The following is a 19,198-nucleotide window of genomic DNA, read 5'->3' on the forward strand; positions in this document are numbered from 1 at the left end:
GATCTCTTCCTGCGATAGACATGCGATAGCGACGCACTAAGGCTGAAGCCCTAGAACAGAGAGTTGTACTAGATTATCGAAGGCGCGCAGTTCCAGGCCCCGTACGCAAACAGATGTTCGCTCATGCGGAACTGTCCCCAGCTATGAGTTGCGATGAATGAGAAAGCTCTAAACTTCGAGCCTCGCCCGAACGTCCATACGTTTTACCATCACAGCGTTCCTTTCCGTTGATAACAGGCTGACAAAACAAATGTTAGAAGACGATGACTCTAGAGATTACGTTCAGAGCCTAGCTCTCTATGTATAGAGCTGCAATGGTGGTCAGCTGAACAAAGCCAACTTGGGAACTTTCCTACAACTTTTCGTCTAGAAGTGGCTTGACCGCGTAAATGAATATTTCGCGCTCTACTTGAGGATCGCGCAGACGGCTTTATCTGTGAATACTGGCGCAAGGGCTTCGCCCTTGATTGCGGGGCAAGCCCACTTCCACAAGCCCCCGCAAAATCAAATAGTTATGCGTTGCGCTATGGAGCGAGCTCGCCCAGCTATCTAGCTCAGGCCTTGAACTGCCCCAGGCTCGCCCGCAGCTGCGCCGCCAGGTCGTCCAGTACCTTGCTGCTGGCGGTGGTCTGCATCACCACCTCAGCTGAGCGTTCGGCCTGAGCATGGATGTTCTCGACCCGCCCGCGCACTGCCTGCGCTCCATACGCCTGCTGCTCGGCAGCGCGGGTGGCCAGGCCGATGGCCGCGTGCACCTGCTCCACCGCCGCCTGCACCGACTGCTGGCGGCGTTCGTTGTCGCGCAGCACCAACAGGCCCTCGCTGGCCTGGCGCCCGGCCTGGCCAATAGTGTCTACCGCCTCTTTGGCGCCCTTTTGCAACGCTGCGATGTGCGCCTGAATGTCGCCCGTCGAACTCTGCGTCTTGCTGGCCAAAGCGCGCACCTCATCGGCGACTACCGCGAAACCACGTCCGGTCTCACCGGCCCGCGCCGCCTCGATGGCGGCATTGAGGGCCAACAGGTTGGTCTGCTCCGCAATGCCGTGGATCACGGTCAGCACCACCTCGATCTGCTCACTTTGCTTGGCCAGACGCTCGATCACCTGGGAGCCGGTTTCCACTTCACCGGCCAGGTTCTCGATCAGCCGTGCCAACTGGGTCGAGGCGCGGCTGTTTTCATCGGCAGCGCGGCGAATGTCCACCACCTGCTGTAATGCGGCCTGCATGGCCTGGCTTTCGGCCTGGGCTTCGTCGGCCATGCTGGAAAGGTCGCGCAGGCTGGCAGCTACCTCGTCGCGCTGCAGCGCAGCAGCGGCATCGGCGCCGGCATTGCGCTGGGCCATGCTGCCGATCTCCAGGCCCGTGCGCTGAGCCACCTCACCCGCTTCGCGGACGATGGGCTGCAACTTGTCGACGAAACGGTTGACCGCCGAGGCCATGTCGCCGATCTCGTCGCGACTGTCGAGGGTTACCCGCTTGGTCAGGTCGCCCTCGCCTGCGGCGAGATCGTCCAGCGCCCTGATCAACAGACGCAGCTTGCTGACCACACGCCGGCCCAACACCACGGCCACAACCAGCAGCACACCCAAACCTACCAGCACCAAGCCCAGGCCGATGCGCCAGCGCAGGTCGGCAGCAGCGTCGCGCACGGTCTGCGCGGTGTTGGCCTGCATGGCGGCAGCGCTACCCTGAGCAGCTTCCAAGCGCGAACGCAGGGCCTTGCCGCTGTCGGCCGCCGCCGCCACCAGGCTCTCACCGACCAGTTGCTCGCCGCTGGCGATCAGGGCGGCAAAACGCTCATCCAAGGCGTTAAGCTGCTGCTCCACCCCAGCCGTGGACACCCCCATCACCACCTTGCCGATCTCGGCACCGTTGGGGTTGATGGAGGCCTCGACGAAGTACACCGAGGGGTCTTTGCGCACTGCATCGAGCACCTTGTCCAACGCCCGCTCGCCCTGGCCCTTCTCGAGCAACGCCTTGTTGATGGGGTTCTGCCGATTCAGGTAGCGGGTCAGGTGCTGACCCTGAGCGTCGTCGTAGATGACGAACAGCACGTTGGGGTTGCGCTGGGCGCGGCGGGCGAAGTCGGAAAGCGTGGGGACATCGTTGTCCCAGATGGCTCGCGGCGCCACCGAGGCCAGCAGTTCGGCCATGTCGTTGGCCGAGTCCTTGAGGTTCTTTTCAAGGGTGCTGCGCAATTGTTGCTGTTCGCTTTCCAGGCGCGCCGACAGGCCTGCGCTCAGGCGCTGACGGGTGCTGGCAGACAAGCTGTCCAGGCCCGTGCGCACGTCCTGGCCGGCTTGCTCGAGCTCCGTGGCGAGCTTGCGGCTGTCGTCGCCCAGACGCTCGCCCAGTTCCGCCTCCAGGGCAGTGACCGTGCCTCGGGTCAGTGCGACGGCGACCAGGACCTGCACCAAAAGAGCGATACCGAGGGCAACAAACACAGGCCGCAAGAGGCGGCTTCGTAACAGTGAAAGGATGGCAGACACGTTGTAACTCCCGTGTTCTTGGCGCCATTACTTTGATGGCACCTACGGGCGTTTCATGCAGCAAGGGTTGTGCCGGGAGAGGCGGAGGATAGTGCCAAGGTTCAGCAAGGAAGTGCTCTGTACTGGCCCAATCGCCGGCAAGCCGGCTCCCACCAAGCCCTGTAGGGCCACCGCTCCCACCTGGATGGGCTGACGTCGTACTGTGGGAGCAGGCTTGCCAGCGATTGGGCCCGGTGCCGGCGAACCTGCAAATAAAAACGCCGCAGCCCCTTTCGAGGCCGCGGCGTCGGATCAGCCGAAGGGCAGATCAGGCAAACGGATGACGCAGGACGATGGTCTCGTTGCGGTCCGGGCCAGTCGAGATGATGTCGATCGGTGCGCCGATCAGCTCCTCGATGCGCTTGATGTAGGCGCGAGCGTTGGCCGGCAGCGCTTCCAGGGTCTTGGCACCCAGGGTCGACTCGCTCCAGCCCGGCAGCTCTTCGTACACCGGCTGCAGGCCGATGTAGCTGTCGGCGTCGGTCGGTGCTTCGATGACAGCGCCGTTCTCGTCCTTGTAGCCTACGCAGATGTTGATGGTCTCCAGGCCGTCCAGCACGTCCAGCTTGGTCAGGCAGATGCCCGAAATGCTGTTGACGTCGATGGCGCGACGCAGGATCACGGCATCGAACCAGCCGCAACGACGGGCGCGACCGGTGGTGGAGCCGAACTCATGGCCGCGCTTGGCCAGGGTGGCGCCGGTTTCGTCGAACAGTTCGGTCGGGAACGGGCCGGAACCGACACGGGTGGTGTAGGCCTTGGTGATACCCAGGATGTAGTCCAGGTACATCGGGCCGACGCCGGAACCAGTGGAGATACCGCCGGCGGTGGTGTTCGAGCTGGTGACGTACGGGTAGGTACCGTGGTCGATATCCAGCAGCGAGCCCTGGGCGCCTTCGAACATGATGTCCTTGCCGGCGCGGCGCAGGTTGTGCAGCTCGGCGGTGACATCGAGCATCATCGGCTTGAGCTGTTCGGCGTAGGCCATGCACTCGTCCAGGGTCTGCTGGAAGTCGATGGCCGGCTCTTTGTAGTAGTTCACCAGCTGGAAGTTGTGGTAGTCCAGCAGCTCGCCGAGCTTGGCGGCGAAACGCTCGCGGTGGAACAGATCGCCCACGCGCAGGCCGCGACGAGCCACCTTGTCTTCGTAGGCTGGGCCGATACCGCGGCCGGTGGTGCCGATCTTGGCTTCGCCACGGGCCTTCTCACGCGCCTGGTCCAGGGCCACGTGGTAGGAGAGGATCAGCGGCGCTGCCGGGCTGATGCGCAGGCGCTCGCGTACCGGTACGCCCTTCTCTTCCAGCTTGGTGATTTCACGCATCAGGGCGTCCGGGGCAACGACCACGCCGTTGCCGATCAGGCACTGGACGCCTTCACGCAGGATGCCGGAAGGAATCAGGTGCAGAACGGTCTTCTCACCATTGATCACCAGGGTGTGACCCGCGTTGTGGCCACCCTGGTAGCGCACTACGGCGGCAGCATGTTCGGTCAGCAGATCGACGATCTTGCCTTTGCCCTCATCACCCCACTGGGTGCCCAGGACGACGACATTCTTACCCATAACACTTGTCCTCATTCACGCAAACTTGGTTGCCGGCCTTTTGCCGGCGGAGAAACTCAATGGGTCAGCGGCAGTACCTGCCAGCGCCCGTCTTGCTGAATCAATTGCCGATCACAATCCGCCTCGAGAGCAGCACTCAACGGCTGGCCAGGCAGAGCCTGGACCACACGCTGGCCCTCGTTGCGCAACTGGCAGACCATCTGCCAGAGGGCCGCGTCGCCACTGTCGGGCATCCAGATGCCGCCAGAAGGCAATACGACCTCCGCTCGCCCCAGTGTGACCAGGGTCTTCAAATCCGTGGAGAAACCGGTGGCCGGGCGCGCCCGGCCGAAGTCGGCGCCGATGTCGTCATAGCGCCCGCCCTGGGCGATCGACTGACCGACACCTGGCACGAACACGGCGAACACCACGCCGGTGTGATAGTGGTAGCCGCGCAGCTCGCCCAGGTCGAAATACAGCGGCAGATCCGGATAGCGCGCGGCCAGACGGTCGGCGATCGCCAGCAGGTCGTCCAGCGCCGCCAGCACACTGGCAGGGGCACGGCCCAGACGCACGCGGGCCTCGGCGAGCACTTCGCGGCCACCGCACAGCTCGGTCAGGGCACGTAGCATGTTGCCCAGGTCCTTTGGCAGGTCAGCGGTCAGCGCCTGCACTTCATCGACGGATTTGCGCTGCAGGGCGTCGAACAACTGCTGCTCGACCGCGCCGGACAGGCCCGCGGCACGGGCCAGGCCGCGGTAGATACCGACATGGCCGAGGTCCATGTGCACATCGGCGACATCGGTCAGCTGCAGCGTGGCGAGCATCAGGCTGATGACCTCGACATCGCTGGTAGGGCTGGCATCGCCGTACAGCTCGGCACCGAGCTGGATCGGGCTGCGCGAGGTGGACAGGGCGCGGGGCTGGGCATGCAGCACGCTGCCGGCATAGCACAGGCGGCTCGGGCCTTCACGGCGCAAGGTGTGGGCGTCGATGCGCGCCACCTGCGGGGTGAAGTCGGCACGAAAGCCCATCAGGCGACCGGACTGGGGGTCGACCACCTTGAAGGTACGCTGGTCCAGGTCCTGGCCGGCACCGGTAAGCAGCGATTCCAGGTACTCGATATGCGGGGTGACGACCAGTTCGTAACCCCAACTCTGGAACAGGTCCAACACCTGGCGCCGCGCGATCTCGATACGCGCAGCCTCAGGCGGCAGTACTTCCTCGATGCCATCTGGCAGCAGCCAGCGGTCTACCGTTGCCATTACGCCATTTCCCCTCTGGTCCGGGCGGCCTGCCCACAGGCGAGCCGTAAGTGAAGCAGGCATTGGCGCACAGCAGCAGGCAGCACTGATCCCAGCGCCACCACCGTACCCAATACCCTCGAATTGCCTTGCGACCTGGCCAAGCCGTCAACTGGCGGCTTGCCAATCAACCTTGCAGACGCAAAAAAGCCGGGAATTTCCCGGCTGACTGATCATACACCGCTTTTCCTTCAGGATGCACCCCGCTTGGCATTTTAGCTGCCGGGCGGGGTGTCTTCAGGCCTGCTTGGTAAAGAAAAGGGGCCGCTTTGCAGCCCTTTCGCGGCACAAGGCCGCTCCTACAGGATTATGCAAGGAGCGGCCTTGTGTCGCGAAAGGGCCGTGCAGCGGCCCCTCCTATTCAAGCCAACCCGATCAAGGCTTGCTCTTGTCCAGGAAGCGGAAGAACTCGTTCTTCGGATCCAGGACCAGTACGTCGCTCTTGCTCGAGAAGCTCTGGCGATACGCCTGCAGGCTACGGTAGAACGCATAGAACTCTGCATCCTGGGTGTAGGCCTTGGCATAGATGGCAGCCGCCTGGGCATCGCCATCACCGCGGGTCTCCTCCGCTTCGCGATAGGCTTCGGCCAGCAGTACGCGACGCTGGCGGTCAGCATCGGCGCGGATACCCTCGGCCAGCTCGTTACCCTTGGCACGGTGCTCGCGCGCTTCACGCTCGCGTTCGGTGCTCATGCGGTCGAATACGCTGCGGTTCACTTCCTTCGGCAGGTCGATGGCCTTGACGCGCACGTCGATGACTTCGATACCCAGCTCCTTGCTGGCCATACGGTTCAGCGAAGCGGTGATGTCGGCCATCAACGCGTCACGTTCACCGGAGACCACCTCGTGCAGGGTGCGCTTGCCGAACTGGTCACGCAGGCCGCTTTCCAGACGACGGGACAGGCGCTCGTCGGCGATCTGCTTGAGACCCGAGGTCGCGGTATAGAAGCGCTCGGCATCCTTGACCCGCCACTTGGCGTAGGCATCGACCATCACCGCTTTCTTCTCCAGGGTCAGGAAGCGCTGGGTCGGGGCGTCCAGGGTCATCAGGCGGGCGTCGAACTTGCGCACCTGGTTGACGTAGGGAACCTTCACATGCAGGCCTGGCTGGACATCCGCCTGGACCACACGGCCGAATTGCAGCAATACCGCACGCTCGGTCTGGGCCACGATGTAGAAGCTGTTCCAGGCCACGATGGCCAGTACGACAGCGGCGATCAGGGCGATCAGCGATTTATTGCTCATCAACGGCTCTCCCTAGAACGCAGCGACTGTTGCTGCTGTTGCATTTCCTGCGCCGCGCGGGCGGCCGCATCGTTGACCGAGGCCGGTACGCTGCTGACCGGAGCGGCCGTGTTGCGGCTGCCTTCAACCATCTTGTCCAGGGGCAGGTAGAGCAGGTTGTTCTGCCCGTCCTTGGCTGTCACCAGGACCTTGCTCGAGTTGCTGTAGACCTCTTGCATGGTCTCCAGGTACAGGCGCTGACGGGTCACGTCCGGTGCCTTGCGGTACTCGGCAACCAGCTTGCTGAAGCGGTCGGCCTCACCCTTGGCGCGGGCGATGACTTCATCACGGTAACCGTTGGCGTCCTCGATGATGCGCTGGGCCTGACCACGGGCTTCCGGCACCACGCCGTTGGCGTAGGACTCAGCCTGGTTGCGCGCACGCTGCTCGTCTTCCCGGGCACGGATCACGTCGTCGAAGGCTTCCTGCACTTCACGCGGGGCTGCCGCGCTCTGTACGTTGACCTGGGTGACGGTGATACCGGTGCGGTAGGTGTCGAGGAAGCGTTGCAGGCGCTCGCGGATATCCACGGCCATCTGCTCACGGCCTTCGGTCAGCACCTGGTCCATCGAGGTGGAGCCCACCACGTGGCGCAGGGCGCTTTCGGTCGCATGCTGGAGGCTGACCTCCGGCTGGTCGACGTTGAGCACGAAGTCCTGCAGGTTGGTGATCTTGTACTGCACGGTCAGCGGCACCTCGACGATGTTCTCGTCCTCGGTGAGCATCTGGCCCTGCTTGCTGTAGGCCCGCTCGCGAGTCACGTTCTCGAGGTATTTGCGATCGATCGGCGGGAAGTAGATGTTCAGGCCCGGCCCAACCGTCTCGTAGTACTTGCCGAAGCGCAGCACCACGGCCTGCTCCTGCTCGTCAACCACGTAAACGGCGTTATAAAGCCAGATAGCCGCCAGCACGGCCAGGCCAATGCCCAGCAGGCCCAGGCCGCCACCCTTGCCGATATTGCGGTCGCCACCGCCACCGCGTTTCTTGCCGCTGCCGAACATGCCGTTCAGGCTGTCCTGCAGCTTGCGGAAGGCCTCGTCCAGATCCGGTGGACCTTTCTTGTCGCCACCACCGCCGCCGCCACGGCGGCCGCCCCAGGGATCCTGATTGTTCGAGTTGCCACCCGGCTCGTTCCAAGCCATAGCGCTCTCCATCTGATAAAGCAAAGACGCGCCCACGGCGCGCCGTCCAATGCTACAGAATGCCTGTCTCGGCCGCCCGACGACCTCGACGGGCATTTATTGCAAAGTGTGTTGCTCGATGAACAGTTCAGGCTCCATGCCTTCGCGACTGACCAGGCGATTGAGCTCTACCCGGGGCAGTCGCACGCTCAGCAGGCTGCGACCTTCTTCATCGTGCTCTTCGCCTTGCACCGCGCCCAGAGCGAAGAATTGCGCGCGCAGGCGGGCAAGTCGCTGTTCCAGGCACAGGGTTCCGACATACAGATCATCCCCCAGCAACTCGGCAATCGCCTGGCCAACCAGTTCCAGGCCACGCCCATCACGTGCCGATACCCAGACCCGTTGCGGCTTGCCGTCGGCATCTCGCTGGATCTGCGGCTCGACATCTTCGAGCAGGTCGAGTTTGTTATAGACCTCGAGGATCAGCAAGCCTTCGGCCCCGATCTCGCCCAACACCGCCAACACCTGCTCGATCTGCTCCATGCGCTCGGGCTCATGGGCGTCGATCACGTGCAGCAGCAGGTCGGAGTTGCTCGACTCCTCGAGCGTAGCCCGAAATGCCTCGACCAGCTTGTGTGGAAGGTGGCGGATGAAGCCCACGGTGTCGGCCAACACGATCGGCCCCAAGTCGTCCAGCTCGAGCCGGCGCAGGGTCGGGTCGAGGGTGGCGAACAGCTGGTCCGCGGCGTACACCTCGGAGGCGGTCAGTGCGTTGAACAAGGTGGACTTGCCGGCGTTGGTATAGCCCACCAGCGACACCGACGGGATGTCCGCGCGCTTGCGCCCGCGACGGGCCTGCTCGCGCTGGCTGCGGACCTTCTCCAGGCGCGCCTTGATCTGCCGCAGACGTACCCGCAACAGGCGGCGGTCGGTTTCCAGCTGGGTTTCGCCAGGGCCGCGCAGGCCGATACCCCCCTTCTGGCGCTCCAGGTGGGTCCAGCCGCGCACCAGCCGCGTGCTCATGTGCTCGAGCTGGGCCAGTTCGACCTGCAGCTTGCCTTCATGGGTACGCGCCCGCTGGGCGAAAATGTCGAGGATCAGCCCGGTACGGTCGAGCACGCGACACTCGAAGACACGTTCGAGGTTACGTTCCTGACTGGGCGTGAGGGTGTGATTGAAAATCACCAGGTCTACCTGCTCGGCATGGACCAGGTCGCGCAGTTCCTCGACCTTGCCGCTGCCAATCAGGTATTTGGCTGTAGGCTGGTGCCGGGCCACCGTGGCCAGCGAAACGATGTCCGCTCCGGCCGACAGCGCCAGCTCCTGAAACTCCTGCGGGTCTTCGCGCGCCTCAGGGTTCTGACCTTCCAAGTGAACGAGCAGCGCCCGCTCACCACCACCGTGGCGCTCAAAGAACAATGCAGGCTCCTATCAGGCGTTGCCTGGCTCGCTGTCGCCGTGTTCGGAATCGGACGGGCTTGGCAGGCGAACCGGACGGGCAGGAACCACGGTCGAAATGGCGTGCTTGTAGACCATCTGGCTGACGGTGTTCTTCAGCAATACCACGAACTGGTCGAAGGATTCGATCGAGCCCTGCAGCTTGATCCCGTTTACCAGGTAGATGGAAACCGGGACCTTTTCTTTTCTCAAGGTGTTCAAGTAAGGGTCTTGTAGCGAATGCCCTTTTGACATATGCCGCACTCCTGTAAGGATCAATAGTAAAAAAATAATAAAAATCGGTAATTCATGCCGCCCTTTCGCAAGAATAGACGGCAATTGCAGGGACTCAGCTCAATATGGAGACGGCTCCCAGGTATTTCAAGGTGCGGGACAGATTGTCGCAGGCCAGGCTGTCGAGCCATTCCACGCCGGACCAGCCGCGCAACCAGGTGAACTGCCGCTTGGCCAACTGCCGTGTGGCAATGATACCGCGCTCACGCATCTCGTCGGCGGTGAGCTTGCCATCCAGGTGATCCCAGACCTGCCGATACCCCACTGCTCGTATAGACGGCAACCCGGCGTGCAAGTCACTTCTGGCACGCAACGCTCGGACCTCGTCGACGAATCCCTGTTCCAGCATTTGCGAGAATCGTAGCGCAATTCGTTGATGCAAAATGTGACGATCTGTAGGAGCAATCGCCAAACTGGCGACAGTATAGGGCAAATGCCCGCCCGCGCCTGCGTCTGCCGCGCGACTTTCCGCGAATTGACGTTGCCGATGGGCCGTCATGCTCTGGCCGCTCACCCGATAAACCTCCAGGGCGCGGATCAGCCGCTGGGGGTCGTTGGGGTGGATACGCGCCGCCGATTCGGGGTCGACCTCGGCCAACTGCCGGTGCAGTTCGGCCAGGCCCAGCTCGCGCGCCTGGGTCTCGAGCTCGGCGCGCACTGCGGCATCCGCCGCGGGCATGTCCGCCAGGCCATCGACCAGCGCTTTGTAGTAGAGCATGGTCCCGCCCACCAGCAGCGGGATCTTGCCGCGGGCAGTGATCTCGGCCATCGCCTCCAGGGCGTCGGTGCAGAACTGCGCCGCCGAGTAGCTCTCGGCTGGGTCGAGGATGTCGATCAGACGATGCGGATGGACAGCCAGCACCTCTTTCGAGGGCTTGGCCGTGCCGATGTCCATGCCGCGATAGACCAGCGCCGAGTCGACACTGATCAGCTCGCAGGGCAGCACCTTGGTCAGCTCGATGGCCAGGTCCGTCTTGCCGGCCGCCGTTGGGCCCATGAGGAATATCGCAGGGGGCTTGCCGCTCATGTCATCGACCGCGCAGGAATAGTTTGTCCAGGTCGTCCAGCCCAAGCTGGGTCCAGGTCGGGCGGCCGTGGTTGCACTGACCGCTGCGCTCGGTGTTTTCCATGTCCCGAAGCAGCGCGTTCATCTCGGGAATGGCCAGGCGCCGGTTGGCACGCACGGCGCCATGGCAAGCCATGGTGCCGAGCAGTTCGTTCAAGTGCGCCTGGATGCGGTCGCTGGTGCCGTATTCCATGAGGTCGGCCAGCACATCCTGCACCAGGCGATTGGCCTCGGCCTGCTTGAGCAAGGCGGGGATCTGCCGGATCGCCAGGGTTTCCGGCCCTAGACGCTGCAGCTCGAAGCCCAGGCGCTGGAACCACTGGGCGTGCTCCTCGGCACAATCGGCTTCGCGCTGGCTCAGCGCGAGCGACTCGGGCACCAGCAGCGGCTGGCCGCTCAGGCCTTCGCTGGCCATGGCCACCTTGAGCCGTTCGTACATGATCCGCTCGTGGGCGGCGTGCATGTCGACCAGCACCAGGCCAACGGCGTTCTCGGAAAGGATATAGATGCCCTTGAGCTGGGCCAGGGCATAGCCAAGGGGCGGCACATCGCCCTGGCTTTGCGGCAACGCCACCGGGGCGGCGGCGCCGTTTTCCAGCGGGGCGAAGAACTCGCGGTAGACCGCCTGGGCCTCGGCGACGGGCACCGGCTGCGACGGCCGGGGTGTGTACTGGTATTGGTAGCCCGAGCCGCTACCGCCCGCGAATGCCTGACGCGGCTCGGCCTGGGGCTGCTCGAGCACCGGCGAGGCCAGGCGCATTTCGCCCTGGGGGCCGAACTCGCCAACCTGCAGGCCACTGGGGCGTACGATTTCGCTGGCCGCGGCCGGCGCGGCCAACTGGTCTTCTGGGCGCACGTCCGCCAGGGCACGGTGCAGCGTGCCATAGAGGAAGTCATGGACCATGCGCCCTTCACGGAAACGCACTTCGTGCTTGGTCGGGTGCACGTTGACGTCTACGCCGTTGGGTTCGAGCTCCAGGAACAGCACGAAGGTCGGGTGCCGGCCATTGAACAGCACGTCGCGATACGCCTGGCGTACCGCGTGGGCCACGAGCTTGTCGCGCACGGCACGGCCGTTGACGAAGAAATACTGCAGGTCCGCCTGGCTGCGCGAGAAAGTCGGCAGGCCAACCCAGCCCCACAGGCGCAAGCCATTGCGTTCGACATCGATCGGCAGCGCCTGTTCGAGGAAGCCCGGACCGCAGATGGCGCCCACCCGGCGCGCCCGGGTGATTTCGTCGGGCGCCTCGTGCAAGCTGAGGATGCTCTTGCCGTTGTGGCGCAGGTGAAAGCCCACATCGAAACGCGCCAGAGCCAGGCGACGGATGACTTCCTGCAGGTGATCGAACTCGGTCTTCTCAGACTTCAGGAACTTGCGCCGCGCCGGGGTGTTGAAGAACAGGTCGCGCACTTCCACCGAGGTACCGACGGGGTGTGCCGCCGGTTGCACCCGCGGGGTCATGTCCCGGCCTTCGGTCTCCACCTGCCAGGCCTCGCCGGCACTGGCCGTGCGCGAGGTCAGGGTCAGGCGCGCCACCGAGCTGATCGAAGCCAGGGCCTCGCCACGAAAGCCCAGGCTGAGCACTCCTTCGAGGTCTTCAAGCTCACGGATCTTGCTGGTGGCGTGGCGAGCCAGGGCCAACGGCAGGTCGTCGGCGGCGATACCACCACCGTCGTCACGCACGCGCAGCAGCTTCACCCCGCCCTGCTCGACCTCCACATCGATACGCCGGGCACCGGAGTCGAGGCTGTTCTCCAGCAGCTCCTTGGCCACCGAGGCGGGGCGCTCGACCACCTCGCCGGCGGCGATCTGGTTGGCCAGCCGCGGGCTGAGCAGCTGGATGCGCGAACCACCACTCATTGCTGGGACGCCAGGGTAGTGCCAGGAATGTCGAGGTGCTGGCCAACCTTCAGCTCATCGCTCTTGAGGCTGTTGGTGCTGCGCAGGCTGGCCACGCTGACCTGGTAGCGCACGGCGATCATGGCCAGGGTTTCGCCCGGGCGCACGGTATGCTCGCGCGGCCCCTGGGCGATCTTGCCGCTGTCACGCAGCCAGGCGATGTAGGTGCCGGGTGGCGGGCTCTGTTGGAAGTACTGGCGCACACCGGTATGGATCGAGCGGGCCAGGGCCTGCTGGTGGCTTCGGGTGGCCAGCTTGGCCGCTTCGTTGGCGTTGGAGATGAACCCGGTTTCAACGAGGATCGACGGGATGTCCGGCGACTTCAACACCATGAACCCAGCCTGCTCAACGCGCCGCTTGTGCAGCGGAGTGATGCGACCCATGTTGCCCAGCACCTTCTGCCCCACATCGAGGCTGGAACTCAAGGTGGCGGTCATCGACAGGTCCAGCAGCACACCGGCGAGCATGCGGTCCTTGTCGTCCAGGCTGACGTTGCCGGCGCCACCGATCAGGTCGGAGCGGTTTTCCGTGTCGGCCAGCCAGCGTGCAGTCTCGGAGGTCGCGCCACGGTCGGACAGGGCGAACACCGAAGCGCCGAAGGCGGCCCGCGACGGCGCGGCGTCGGCGTGGATCGAGATGAACAGGTCGGCACCCTTCTTGCGCGCGATCTCGGTGCGCTTGCGCAGCGGGATGAAATAGTCGCCGGTACGGGTCAGCTCGGCGCGGTAGCCTTTCTCGGTGTTGATCTGGCGCTGCAGCTCGCGGGCGATCTGCAGCACGATGTCTTTTTCGTGCTGGCCGCGCGAACCGGAGGCGCCGGGGTCTTCCCCGCCGTGGCCTGCGTCGATGGCGACGACGATGTCACGCTTGCCGCTCGGTGCCGGCGGCAGCTTGATCGCTGGTTGCGCCGGGGTCACCGGCACGGCCGGGGTGCTGGCAGGAGTGCGCGTGGTCGGCGCTGGAGGCGGTGCGCTGGCGGCGATGGCGTCGGCTTCCTGGTCGTACAGGTCGACCACCAGCCGGTTGCCGTACTGGGCGTTGGGCGCCAGGGTGAAGCTCTTGGGTGTGACAGCCTTCTTCAGGTCGACCACCACACGCAGGTCGGTGGGGGTGCGCTGGGCCGAGCGCACGCTGCTGATCGGCGTATTGGAAGTGGCCACATTGAGGGCACCGCCCAGGGTGGCGCCATTGATATCGATGACCAGCCGGTCTGGCGCGGTCAGGGTGAAGACACTGTGCTGCACGGGGCCAGACAGGTCGAAGACCAGCCGCGTGTTGTCCGGTGCGCGCCACAGACGCATGCTCTTGACTTGTGTGACGGCCAGAGCGTCAACGGTCACCGCTGTCAGCAGCAGCCCCACGACGGCGACCAGTGCGCGTATGCGCATACCTAACCCCATTTACTGTTTGAATTCTGTGGCCAGGGCGGCGCACCAGGCCTCACCGCGCTCCCCCTGCGGCGAAAGGGTCAGCGAACGTCCGCTCGCTTGCGGGCTTATGGTAATGGTCAGGTCGGGCTTTGGCAAAACGCCCGCGCCCTTCTCTGGCCATTCGAACAGGCACAACGGGTCCCCTTCGAAGTAATCGCGGATGCCCATGAACTCCAGTTCTTCTGGATCGACCAGGCGATACAGGTCGAAATGATAGGCCCGCACCTCGCCGATTTCGTAGGGTTCGACCACGGTGAAGGTCGGGCTCTTGACCGCCCCGGCGTGGCCCAGGCCACGGATCAGCCCACGCGAGAGCGTGGTCTTGCCGGCGCCCAGGTCGCCTTCGAGAAAGATCACGCCATGACCGCCGGTCACCTGGGCCAGACGTGCGCCGAACGCCACGGTGGCCGGTTCGTCGGCCAGAAACAAAGTTATGCCTGACACGCTGAATGCTCCTCCAACAACTCACGAATGACCGGAACCAGATCGCTGGCCGCCATGCCCCTGCCCTTGCCCCCCAGGCGCTCGCCGGCGCAGGCATGCAGCCAAACCCCCAGGCACGCGGCCGCCCAGGCATCCATCCCCTGGGCCAGCAGGGCCGCCAGCACGCCGGTCAGCACATCGCCCAGCCCCGCGCCGGCCATTGCCGGGTGGCCACGCCCGCATAAGGCGAGCTCACCGCTGGGGGCGGCAATTAGGGTTCCGGCGCCCTTGAGCACGCAGATGCTGGCATGCTTGCGCGCAAGCTTGCGGGCAGCGCCCGGCCGGTCGGCCTGCACCGCCTCGGTGGAAATACCCAGCAGGCGCGCCGCCTCGCCCGGGTGCGGAGTGAGGATGCTGCCACTGGGCAGGGCCAGGGGCCGGTGCGCCAGCAGGTTCAAGGCGTCGGCATCCCAGACCTGCGGCAGGTGCGCATTGGCCGCCGCCGACAACAGGCTACGCCCCCAGGCAGCCTGGCCCAGCCCGGGACCGACCACCAGCACCGAGGCACGCTCGAGCACGCCCATCAGCTGGTTGGCCGACTCCACGCCTCGCCACATGGTTTCCGGCAGGCGAGTCAGGCCGGCGGCTACGTGCTCGGGACGCGTGGCCACACTTACCAGGCCGGCGCCGCAACGCAAGGCGGCCTCGGCGCTGAGCATCACCGCCCCGCCGGTGCCCAGGTCACCGCCGACCACCAGCACATGGCCGAAGTCGCCCTTGTGGGCGTCGGCGCGACGTGGCGGCAGGTGGGCAGTGTTCACACTGCTGAGCAGTTGTGGGGCATTACCAGGGTGTTTGGTCTGGGGCATGGGGTCAAAGGCTCCGATGTCTGGCAGAATTATACGCACCTCTGCCTGTATTGCCTTGTCCATCCATGTCCGCTTGCCTTCCTGACCTTCCCACGCTGGCCCGATCGATCAAGGATTGGGGCCGCGAACTCGGATTCGCCCACGTCGGCATCGCCGGCGTGGCGCTTGGCGAGCACGAGCAGCACCTGCAACGCTGGCTTGCGGCCGGCTACCAGGGCGAGATGGACTACATGGCCGCCCATGGCAGCAAGCGCGCCCACCCCGACGAGCTGATACCCGGCACCTTGCGGGTGATATCGCTGCGCATGGACTACCTGCCCGGCGACACCCTCATGGCCCAACGGCTGGCGCAGCCTGAAAAAGCCTATATCTCCCGCTACGCCTTGGGCCGCGACTACCACAAGCTGGTGCGCAAGCGCGTGCAGCACCTGGCCGAACGCATCCAGCAGGCGATCGGCCCCTTTGGCTTTCGTGCCTTCGTCGACAGCGCCCCGGTGCTGGAAAAAGCCATCGCCGAGCAGGCCGGCCTGGGCTGGATCGGCAAGAACACCCTGCTGCTCAACCGCAAGGCGGGCAGCTATTTCTTCCTCGCCGAGCTGTTCGTCGACCTGCCGCTGCCGGTCGACGAGGCCCAGGTGACCGAGCATTGCGGGCGCTGCCAGGCATGCCTGGATATCTGCCCGACCCAGGCCTTCGTTGGGCCTTATGTACTCGACGCCCGGCGCTGCATTTCCTACCTCACCATCGAGCTCAAGCAAGCGATCCCGGTGGAGTTGCGCCCGATGATCGGCAACCGGGTGTTCGGTTGCGACGATTGCCAGATCGTCTGCCCCTGGAACCGCTTCGCCCGGCCCACCCAGGAAAACGACTTCAAGCCGCGCCATGGCCTGGACAACGCCGAGCTGGCCGAGCTGTTTCTGTGGGATGAAGCCACCTTCCTGAACCGCACGGAAGGCTCGCCCCTACGCCGCGCCGGCTATGAGCGCTGGCTGCGCAACCTGGCGGTAGGGCTTGGGAATGCGCCGACCAGCATCCCCGTGGTGGAAGCCTTGCGCGCGCGGCGCGAGCACCCGTCGGAGCTGGTACGCGAACATGTGGAGTGGGCGTTGGCGCAGCATGAAAAACACCCGCGTAGCTGAGCCGCCCCAATCGCCGGCAAGCCGGCTCCCATAGAACACCGCACAACTATTTGATTTTGCAGGTCTTGTGGGACCGCCGCCCCCCCCTGTGGGAGCCGGCTTGCCGGCGATAGGGCCCGAAGGCCGTACTCATTGCTGGTCGTTGTAGTGGAACTTGGGCATTTCCCAATGGAAGCGGATCGCCAGCAGGCGCACCAGGAACCCGCCGAACAAGGTCAACAGCGTGGCCTGCTCGGCCGGTACCTTGAAGTACACGCACCCCAGGTAGAACCAGGCCGCGGCGAACGACACGCTGGCATACAGCTCGCGGCGGAACACCAGGGGAATATCGTTGCAGAAGATATCCCGCAGAATGCCGCCGAATACTCCGGTGATCACCCCACTGATCGACGCCACCAGCATACCCTGCCCCATCTCCAGGGCCGTCATGCAGCCGATCAGGGTGAAGGCCACCAGCCCCAGGGCGTCGAGCACCAGGAACAACGAACGCAGATGGCGCATCAGCGGCGCGATGAAGATGGTCAGCAGCGCCGCGAAGCTGGTCAGCACCAGGTACTCGGGGTGCTTCACCCAGGTCAGCGGGTAATGCCCCAGCAGCACGTCACGCACCGACCCGCCGCCCAGGGCGGTGACGCAGGCGATCAGCACAACGCCGAACCAGTCCATGCCACGACGCCCCGCAGAGAGCGCACCGGTCATGGCTTCAGCCGTGATGGCGACAAGGTAGAGCATCAACAACATGGTGCGTGTCCGTGCGGAAAAAGGCGCGCAGTCTACCCACTCCCAAGGCTTCTAGCCATGTACCTCGAGCGCCAACCTGGGCCTACGCCTTGATGAAGTGCTCGCGGTAGTGGCGCAGCTCAGCGATCGACTCACGGATATCGTCCAGGGCCAGGTGGGTACCACCCTTCTTGAAGCTGTCGCGCACGTGCGGCGCCCAACGCGCGGCCAGTTCCTTGAGGGTGGAAACGTCCAAGTTGCGGTAGTGGAAGAAGCCTTCGAGGCGGGGCATGTGCCGATAGAGGAAACGGCGGTCCTGGCAGATGCTGTTGCCGCAGATCGGCGACTTGCCCTTGGGTACCCACTGCTCGAGGAAGGCCAGGGTCTGCGCCTCGGCTTCGGCCATGTCGATGCGGCTCTCGCGCACGCGCTGGGTCAGGCCCGAGGCGCCGTGGGTGCGGGTGTTCCACTCGTCCATGCGCGCCAGCACTTCGTCGCTGTGGTGGATGGCGATAACCGGGCCCTCGGCCAGGGTGTTCAGCTCACTGTCGGTGACGATGGTCGCCATCTCGATGATGACGTCGTTGTCCGGATCCAGGCCGGTCATTTCCAGATCGATCCAGATCAGGTTCTGTGGGTTCTGCATGAAGGGACTCCTCGAATAGGCCGTCATATTAGCCTAGTGTCCTGTCTCGGAAATACGTTCTCTTTTGGCGAGTGGCTTGGGTGTTCGGCCAAGGCGCCGCGACGAGTCATAGCAGGGCTATGGCGAGGAGTGGCAACGCCGGCCGAGCGCCCAAGACGCCGCCCAAAGTGAACAGCTTATTTCCGAGACAGGACACTAGGCGCGGGCCTTCGTGCCGCAAACGCCAGCCGAAGTGTCCGAGCCGGGCCGTGCTAAACTGCCAGCCGTTTTCTTCCTGCCCCGCCGATACGGAACATTCATGGCCAAACGCCAGCTCAACCGCCGCCAGAACTGGCGCATCGAAAAAATCCAGGGCGAGCGCGCCGCTCGCGCCGCCAAACGCGAACAACATGCCCTGCAGGAACTGGAGGGTGGCGACCTTGGCCCTGAACAGCTGGGGTTGGTGATCGCCCATTTCGGCGTGCAGGTGGAGGTCGAGGCCCAGGATGGCGAAGCGGCGGGCCAGGTGTTCCGGTGCCATTTGCGGGCCAACCTGCCGGCACTGGTCACCGGTGACCGCGTGGTGTGGCGTGCTGGCAACCAAGGCAACGGCGTGATCGTCGCGCAGATGCCACGCACCGCCGAGCTGTGCCGCCCGAACAACCATGGCCAGCTCAAGCCAGTGGCGGCCAACGTCGATTTGATCGTCATCGTCTTCGCCCCGGCGCCCGAGCCCCAGGCCAACCTGATCGACCGCTACCTGGTGGCCGCCGAGCACGCGGGCATCCGCCCGTTGCTGCTGTTGAACAAGGCCGACCTGATCAACGAGCACAACGGCCCGACCATCGAGGCCCTGCTGGCGGTGTACCGCGACCTCGGCTACCCACTGCTGGAGGTTTCGGCCCACCAAGGCGATGGCATGCAACGCCTTCAGCAGATGCTCGATACGCATATCAGCGTGTTCGTCGGCCAGTCGGGCGTGGGCAAGTCGTCGCTGGTCAACAGCCTGCTGCCCGAGGTACAGACTCGCGTAGGCGACCTGTCCGAGTGGTCCGGCCAGGGCACGCACACCACCACCACCGCGCGCCTCTATCACTTCCCCAATGGCGGCGACCTGATCGACTCGCCGGGCATCCGCGAATTCGGCCTGGGCCATGTCAGCCGTGATGACGTCGAAGCCGGGTTCATCGAGTTTCGCGACCTGATCGGCCACTGCCGCTTCCGCGATTGCAAGCATGCCCGGGAGCCTGGGTGTGCCTTGCTCCAGGCCTTGGAAGACGGGCGCGTCACGCCACAGCGGATGAACAGCTACCGCTCGATCATCGCCAGCTTGCCGCAGGACAGCTATTGATCCAGTGAACGGGGCCGCTTTGCGGCCCATCGCGGCGCAAGGCAGCTCAAGGTGTTGCGCGGCCATCCGGGGCCTTGTGGGAGATAACCCAGCCCTTTTGGCTGCGCTGTCGCACAGAGAACAAGCGGCCAGTGCTGTCTCTGTGGGAGCGGGCTTGCCCGCGATGG

At 64.6% G+C, this 19,198-nt stretch carries 16 protein-coding genes and 1 pseudogene; 2 read left to right on the top strand and 15 right to left on the bottom strand.

Annotated elements, in window-relative coordinates:
- Window positions 1-554: 554 nt before the first annotated feature.
- The 13 genes and pseudogenes from IRZ56_RS23490 to IRZ56_RS11595 all read right to left on the bottom strand — a co-directional run bounded on the left by IRZ56_RS23490 (window position 555) and on the right by IRZ56_RS11595 (window position 15,196).
- Window positions 555-1,439 carry a methyl-accepting chemotaxis protein gene (locus tag IRZ56_RS23490; RefSeq protein WP_419183258.1) on the bottom strand — a complete coding sequence of 295 codons (885 nt, stop codon included), beginning with the start codon at window positions 1,437-1,439 and terminating at the stop codon, window positions 555-557.
- Between the two features lie 21 nt (window positions 1,440-1,460).
- Window positions 1,461-2,153, bottom strand: a pseudogene (locus tag IRZ56_RS23495) (methyl-accepting chemotaxis protein); the annotation flags it as partial.
- Between the two features lie 643 nt (window positions 2,154-2,796).
- Window positions 2,797-4,089 carry an adenylosuccinate synthase gene (locus IRZ56_RS11545; protein WP_196145050.1) on the bottom strand — a complete coding sequence of 431 codons (1,293 nt, stop codon included), beginning with the start codon at window positions 4,087-4,089 and terminating at the stop codon, window positions 2,797-2,799.
- Between the two features lie 56 nt (window positions 4,090-4,145).
- The gene (locus IRZ56_RS11550) at window positions 4,146-5,333 is read right to left on the bottom strand and encodes an ATP phosphoribosyltransferase regulatory subunit (protein WP_196145051.1); all 1,188 of its coding nucleotides are present in this window, start codon (window positions 5,331-5,333) and stop codon (window positions 4,146-4,148) included.
- 414 nt (window positions 5,334-5,747) lie between these two features.
- Window positions 5,748-6,617: a protease modulator HflC gene (gene hflC, locus IRZ56_RS11555; protein WP_196145052.1), complete on the bottom strand. Its 870-nt coding sequence runs from the start codon at window positions 6,615-6,617 to the stop codon at window positions 5,748-5,750.
- Entirely contained in the window at window positions 6,617-7,798 is a 1,182-nt protein-coding gene (hflK, locus tag IRZ56_RS11560; RefSeq protein WP_196145053.1) for an FtsH protease activity modulator HflK, read from the bottom strand. The genes hflC and hflK overlap by 1 nt, the downstream gene beginning before the upstream one ends.
- 96 nt (window positions 7,799-7,894) lie before the next feature.
- Window positions 7,895-9,196 carry a ribosome rescue GTPase HflX gene (gene hflX / locus IRZ56_RS11565; protein WP_196145054.1) on the bottom strand — a complete coding sequence of 434 codons (1,302 nt, stop codon included), beginning with the start codon at window positions 9,194-9,196 and terminating at the stop codon, window positions 7,895-7,897.
- Window positions 9,197-9,208: 12 nt separating this feature from the next.
- Window positions 9,209-9,469, bottom strand: a complete 261-nt coding sequence (gene hfq / locus IRZ56_RS11570) for an RNA chaperone Hfq (RefSeq protein WP_003258160.1) — start codon at window positions 9,467-9,469, stop codon at window positions 9,209-9,211.
- A gap of 94 nt (window positions 9,470-9,563) precedes the next feature.
- Entirely contained in the window at window positions 9,564-10,535 is a 972-nt protein-coding gene (gene miaA / locus IRZ56_RS11575; protein ID WP_196145055.1) for a tRNA (adenosine(37)-N6)-dimethylallyltransferase MiaA, read from the bottom strand.
- 1 nt (window position 10,536) lies between these two features.
- Window positions 10,537-12,435 (bottom strand): DNA mismatch repair endonuclease MutL, encoded by a 1,899-nt coding sequence (gene mutL / locus IRZ56_RS11580; RefSeq protein ID WP_196145056.1) that lies wholly within the window; start codon window positions 12,433-12,435, stop codon window positions 10,537-10,539.
- The gene (locus IRZ56_RS11585) at window positions 12,432-13,874 is read right to left on the bottom strand and encodes an N-acetylmuramoyl-L-alanine amidase (protein ID WP_196145057.1); all 1,443 of its coding nucleotides are present in this window, start codon (window positions 13,872-13,874) and stop codon (window positions 12,432-12,434) included. Before IRZ56_RS11585 ends, mutL begins: the two co-directional genes overlap by 4 nt.
- On the bottom strand, window positions 13,875-14,348 hold the full coding sequence (tsaE, locus tag IRZ56_RS11590) for a tRNA (adenosine(37)-N6)-threonylcarbamoyltransferase complex ATPase subunit type 1 TsaE (protein ID WP_196145058.1): 474 nt from the start codon (window positions 14,346-14,348) through the stop codon (window positions 13,875-13,877).
- On the bottom strand, window positions 14,336-15,196 hold the full coding sequence (locus IRZ56_RS11595) for an NAD(P)H-hydrate dehydratase (protein ID WP_230381216.1): 861 nt from the start codon (window positions 15,194-15,196) through the stop codon (window positions 14,336-14,338). The genes tsaE and IRZ56_RS11595 overlap by 13 nt, the downstream gene beginning before the upstream one ends.
- A 65-nt stretch (window positions 15,197-15,261) precedes the next feature.
- On the opposite strand from IRZ56_RS11595, the gene queG reads away from it, so the two are divergent.
- Window positions 15,262-16,335 (top strand): tRNA epoxyqueuosine(34) reductase QueG, encoded by a 1,074-nt coding sequence (gene queG, locus IRZ56_RS11600; RefSeq protein WP_196145060.1) that lies wholly within the window; start codon window positions 15,262-15,264, stop codon window positions 16,333-16,335.
- Between the two features lie 129 nt (window positions 16,336-16,464).
- Here the strand turns inward: queG and IRZ56_RS11605 are convergent, their stop codons facing one another.
- On the bottom strand, window positions 16,465-17,076 hold the full coding sequence (locus tag IRZ56_RS11605) for a trimeric intracellular cation channel family protein (RefSeq protein WP_196145061.1): 612 nt from the start codon (window positions 17,074-17,076) through the stop codon (window positions 16,465-16,467).
- Window positions 17,077-17,158: 82 nt separating this feature from the next.
- Window positions 17,159-17,701 (bottom strand): oligoribonuclease, encoded by a 543-nt coding sequence (orn, locus tag IRZ56_RS11610; protein WP_196145062.1) that lies wholly within the window; start codon window positions 17,699-17,701, stop codon window positions 17,159-17,161.
- 298 nt (window positions 17,702-17,999) lie between these two features.
- Here orn and rsgA point away from each other — a divergent pair, with 298 nt between their 5' ends.
- Window positions 18,000-19,031, top strand: a complete 1,032-nt coding sequence (gene rsgA / locus IRZ56_RS11615) for a small ribosomal subunit biogenesis GTPase RsgA (protein ID WP_196145063.1) — start codon at window positions 18,000-18,002, stop codon at window positions 19,029-19,031.
- The last annotated feature ends 167 nt before the right edge of the window (window positions 19,032-19,198 follow it).

This window comes from Pseudomonas guariconensis (assembly GCF_015680235.1).
In the GTDB taxonomy this organism is placed as follows: Bacteria; Pseudomonadota; Gammaproteobacteria; order Pseudomonadales; family Pseudomonadaceae; genus Aquipseudomonas; species Aquipseudomonas guariconensis_A.

Coding starts and splice junctions, on each gene's coding strand:
- IRZ56_RS23490 (WP_419183258.1), bottom strand. CDS start 1,439: ATGGCCTCGGCGGTCAACCGTTTCGTCGACAAGTTGCAGCCCATCGTC.
- IRZ56_RS11545 (WP_196145050.1), bottom strand. CDS start 4,089: ATGGGTAAGAATGTCGTCGTCCTGGGCACCCAGTGGGGTGATGAGGGC.
- IRZ56_RS11550 (WP_196145051.1), bottom strand. CDS start 5,333: ATGGCAACGGTAGACCGCTGGCTGCTGCCAGATGGCATCGAGGAAGTA.
- hflC (WP_196145052.1), bottom strand. CDS start 6,617: ATGAGCAATAAATCGCTGATCGCCCTGATCGCCGCTGTCGTACTGGCC.
- hflK (WP_196145053.1), bottom strand. CDS start 7,798: ATGGCTTGGAACGAGCCGGGTGGCAACTCGAACAATCAGGATCCCTGG.
- hfq (WP_003258160.1), bottom strand. CDS start 9,469: ATGTCAAAAGGGCATTCGCTACAAGACCCTTACTTGAACACCTTGAGA.
- miaA (WP_196145055.1), bottom strand. CDS start 10,535: ATGAGCGGCAAGCCCCCTGCGATATTCCTCATGGGCCCAACGGCGGCC.
- mutL (WP_196145056.1), bottom strand. CDS start 12,435: ATGAGTGGTGGTTCGCGCATCCAGCTGCTCAGCCCGCGGCTGGCCAAC.
- IRZ56_RS11585 (WP_196145057.1), bottom strand. CDS start 13,874: ATGGGGTTAGGTATGCGCATACGCGCACTGGTCGCCGTCGTGGGGCTG.
- IRZ56_RS11595 (WP_230381216.1), bottom strand. CDS start 15,196: ATGCCCCAGACCAAACACCCTGGTAATGCCCCACAACTGCTCAGCAGT.
- queG (WP_196145060.1), top strand. CDS start 15,262: ATGTCCGCTTGCCTTCCTGACCTTCCCACGCTGGCCCGATCGATCAAG.
- IRZ56_RS11605 (WP_196145061.1), bottom strand. CDS start 17,076: ATGTTGTTGATGCTCTACCTTGTCGCCATCACGGCTGAAGCCATGACC.
- orn (WP_196145062.1), bottom strand. CDS start 17,701: ATGCAGAACCCACAGAACCTGATCTGGATCGATCTGGAAATGACCGGC.
- rsgA (WP_196145063.1), top strand. CDS start 18,000: ATGGCCAAACGCCAGCTCAACCGCCGCCAGAACTGGCGCATCGAAAAA.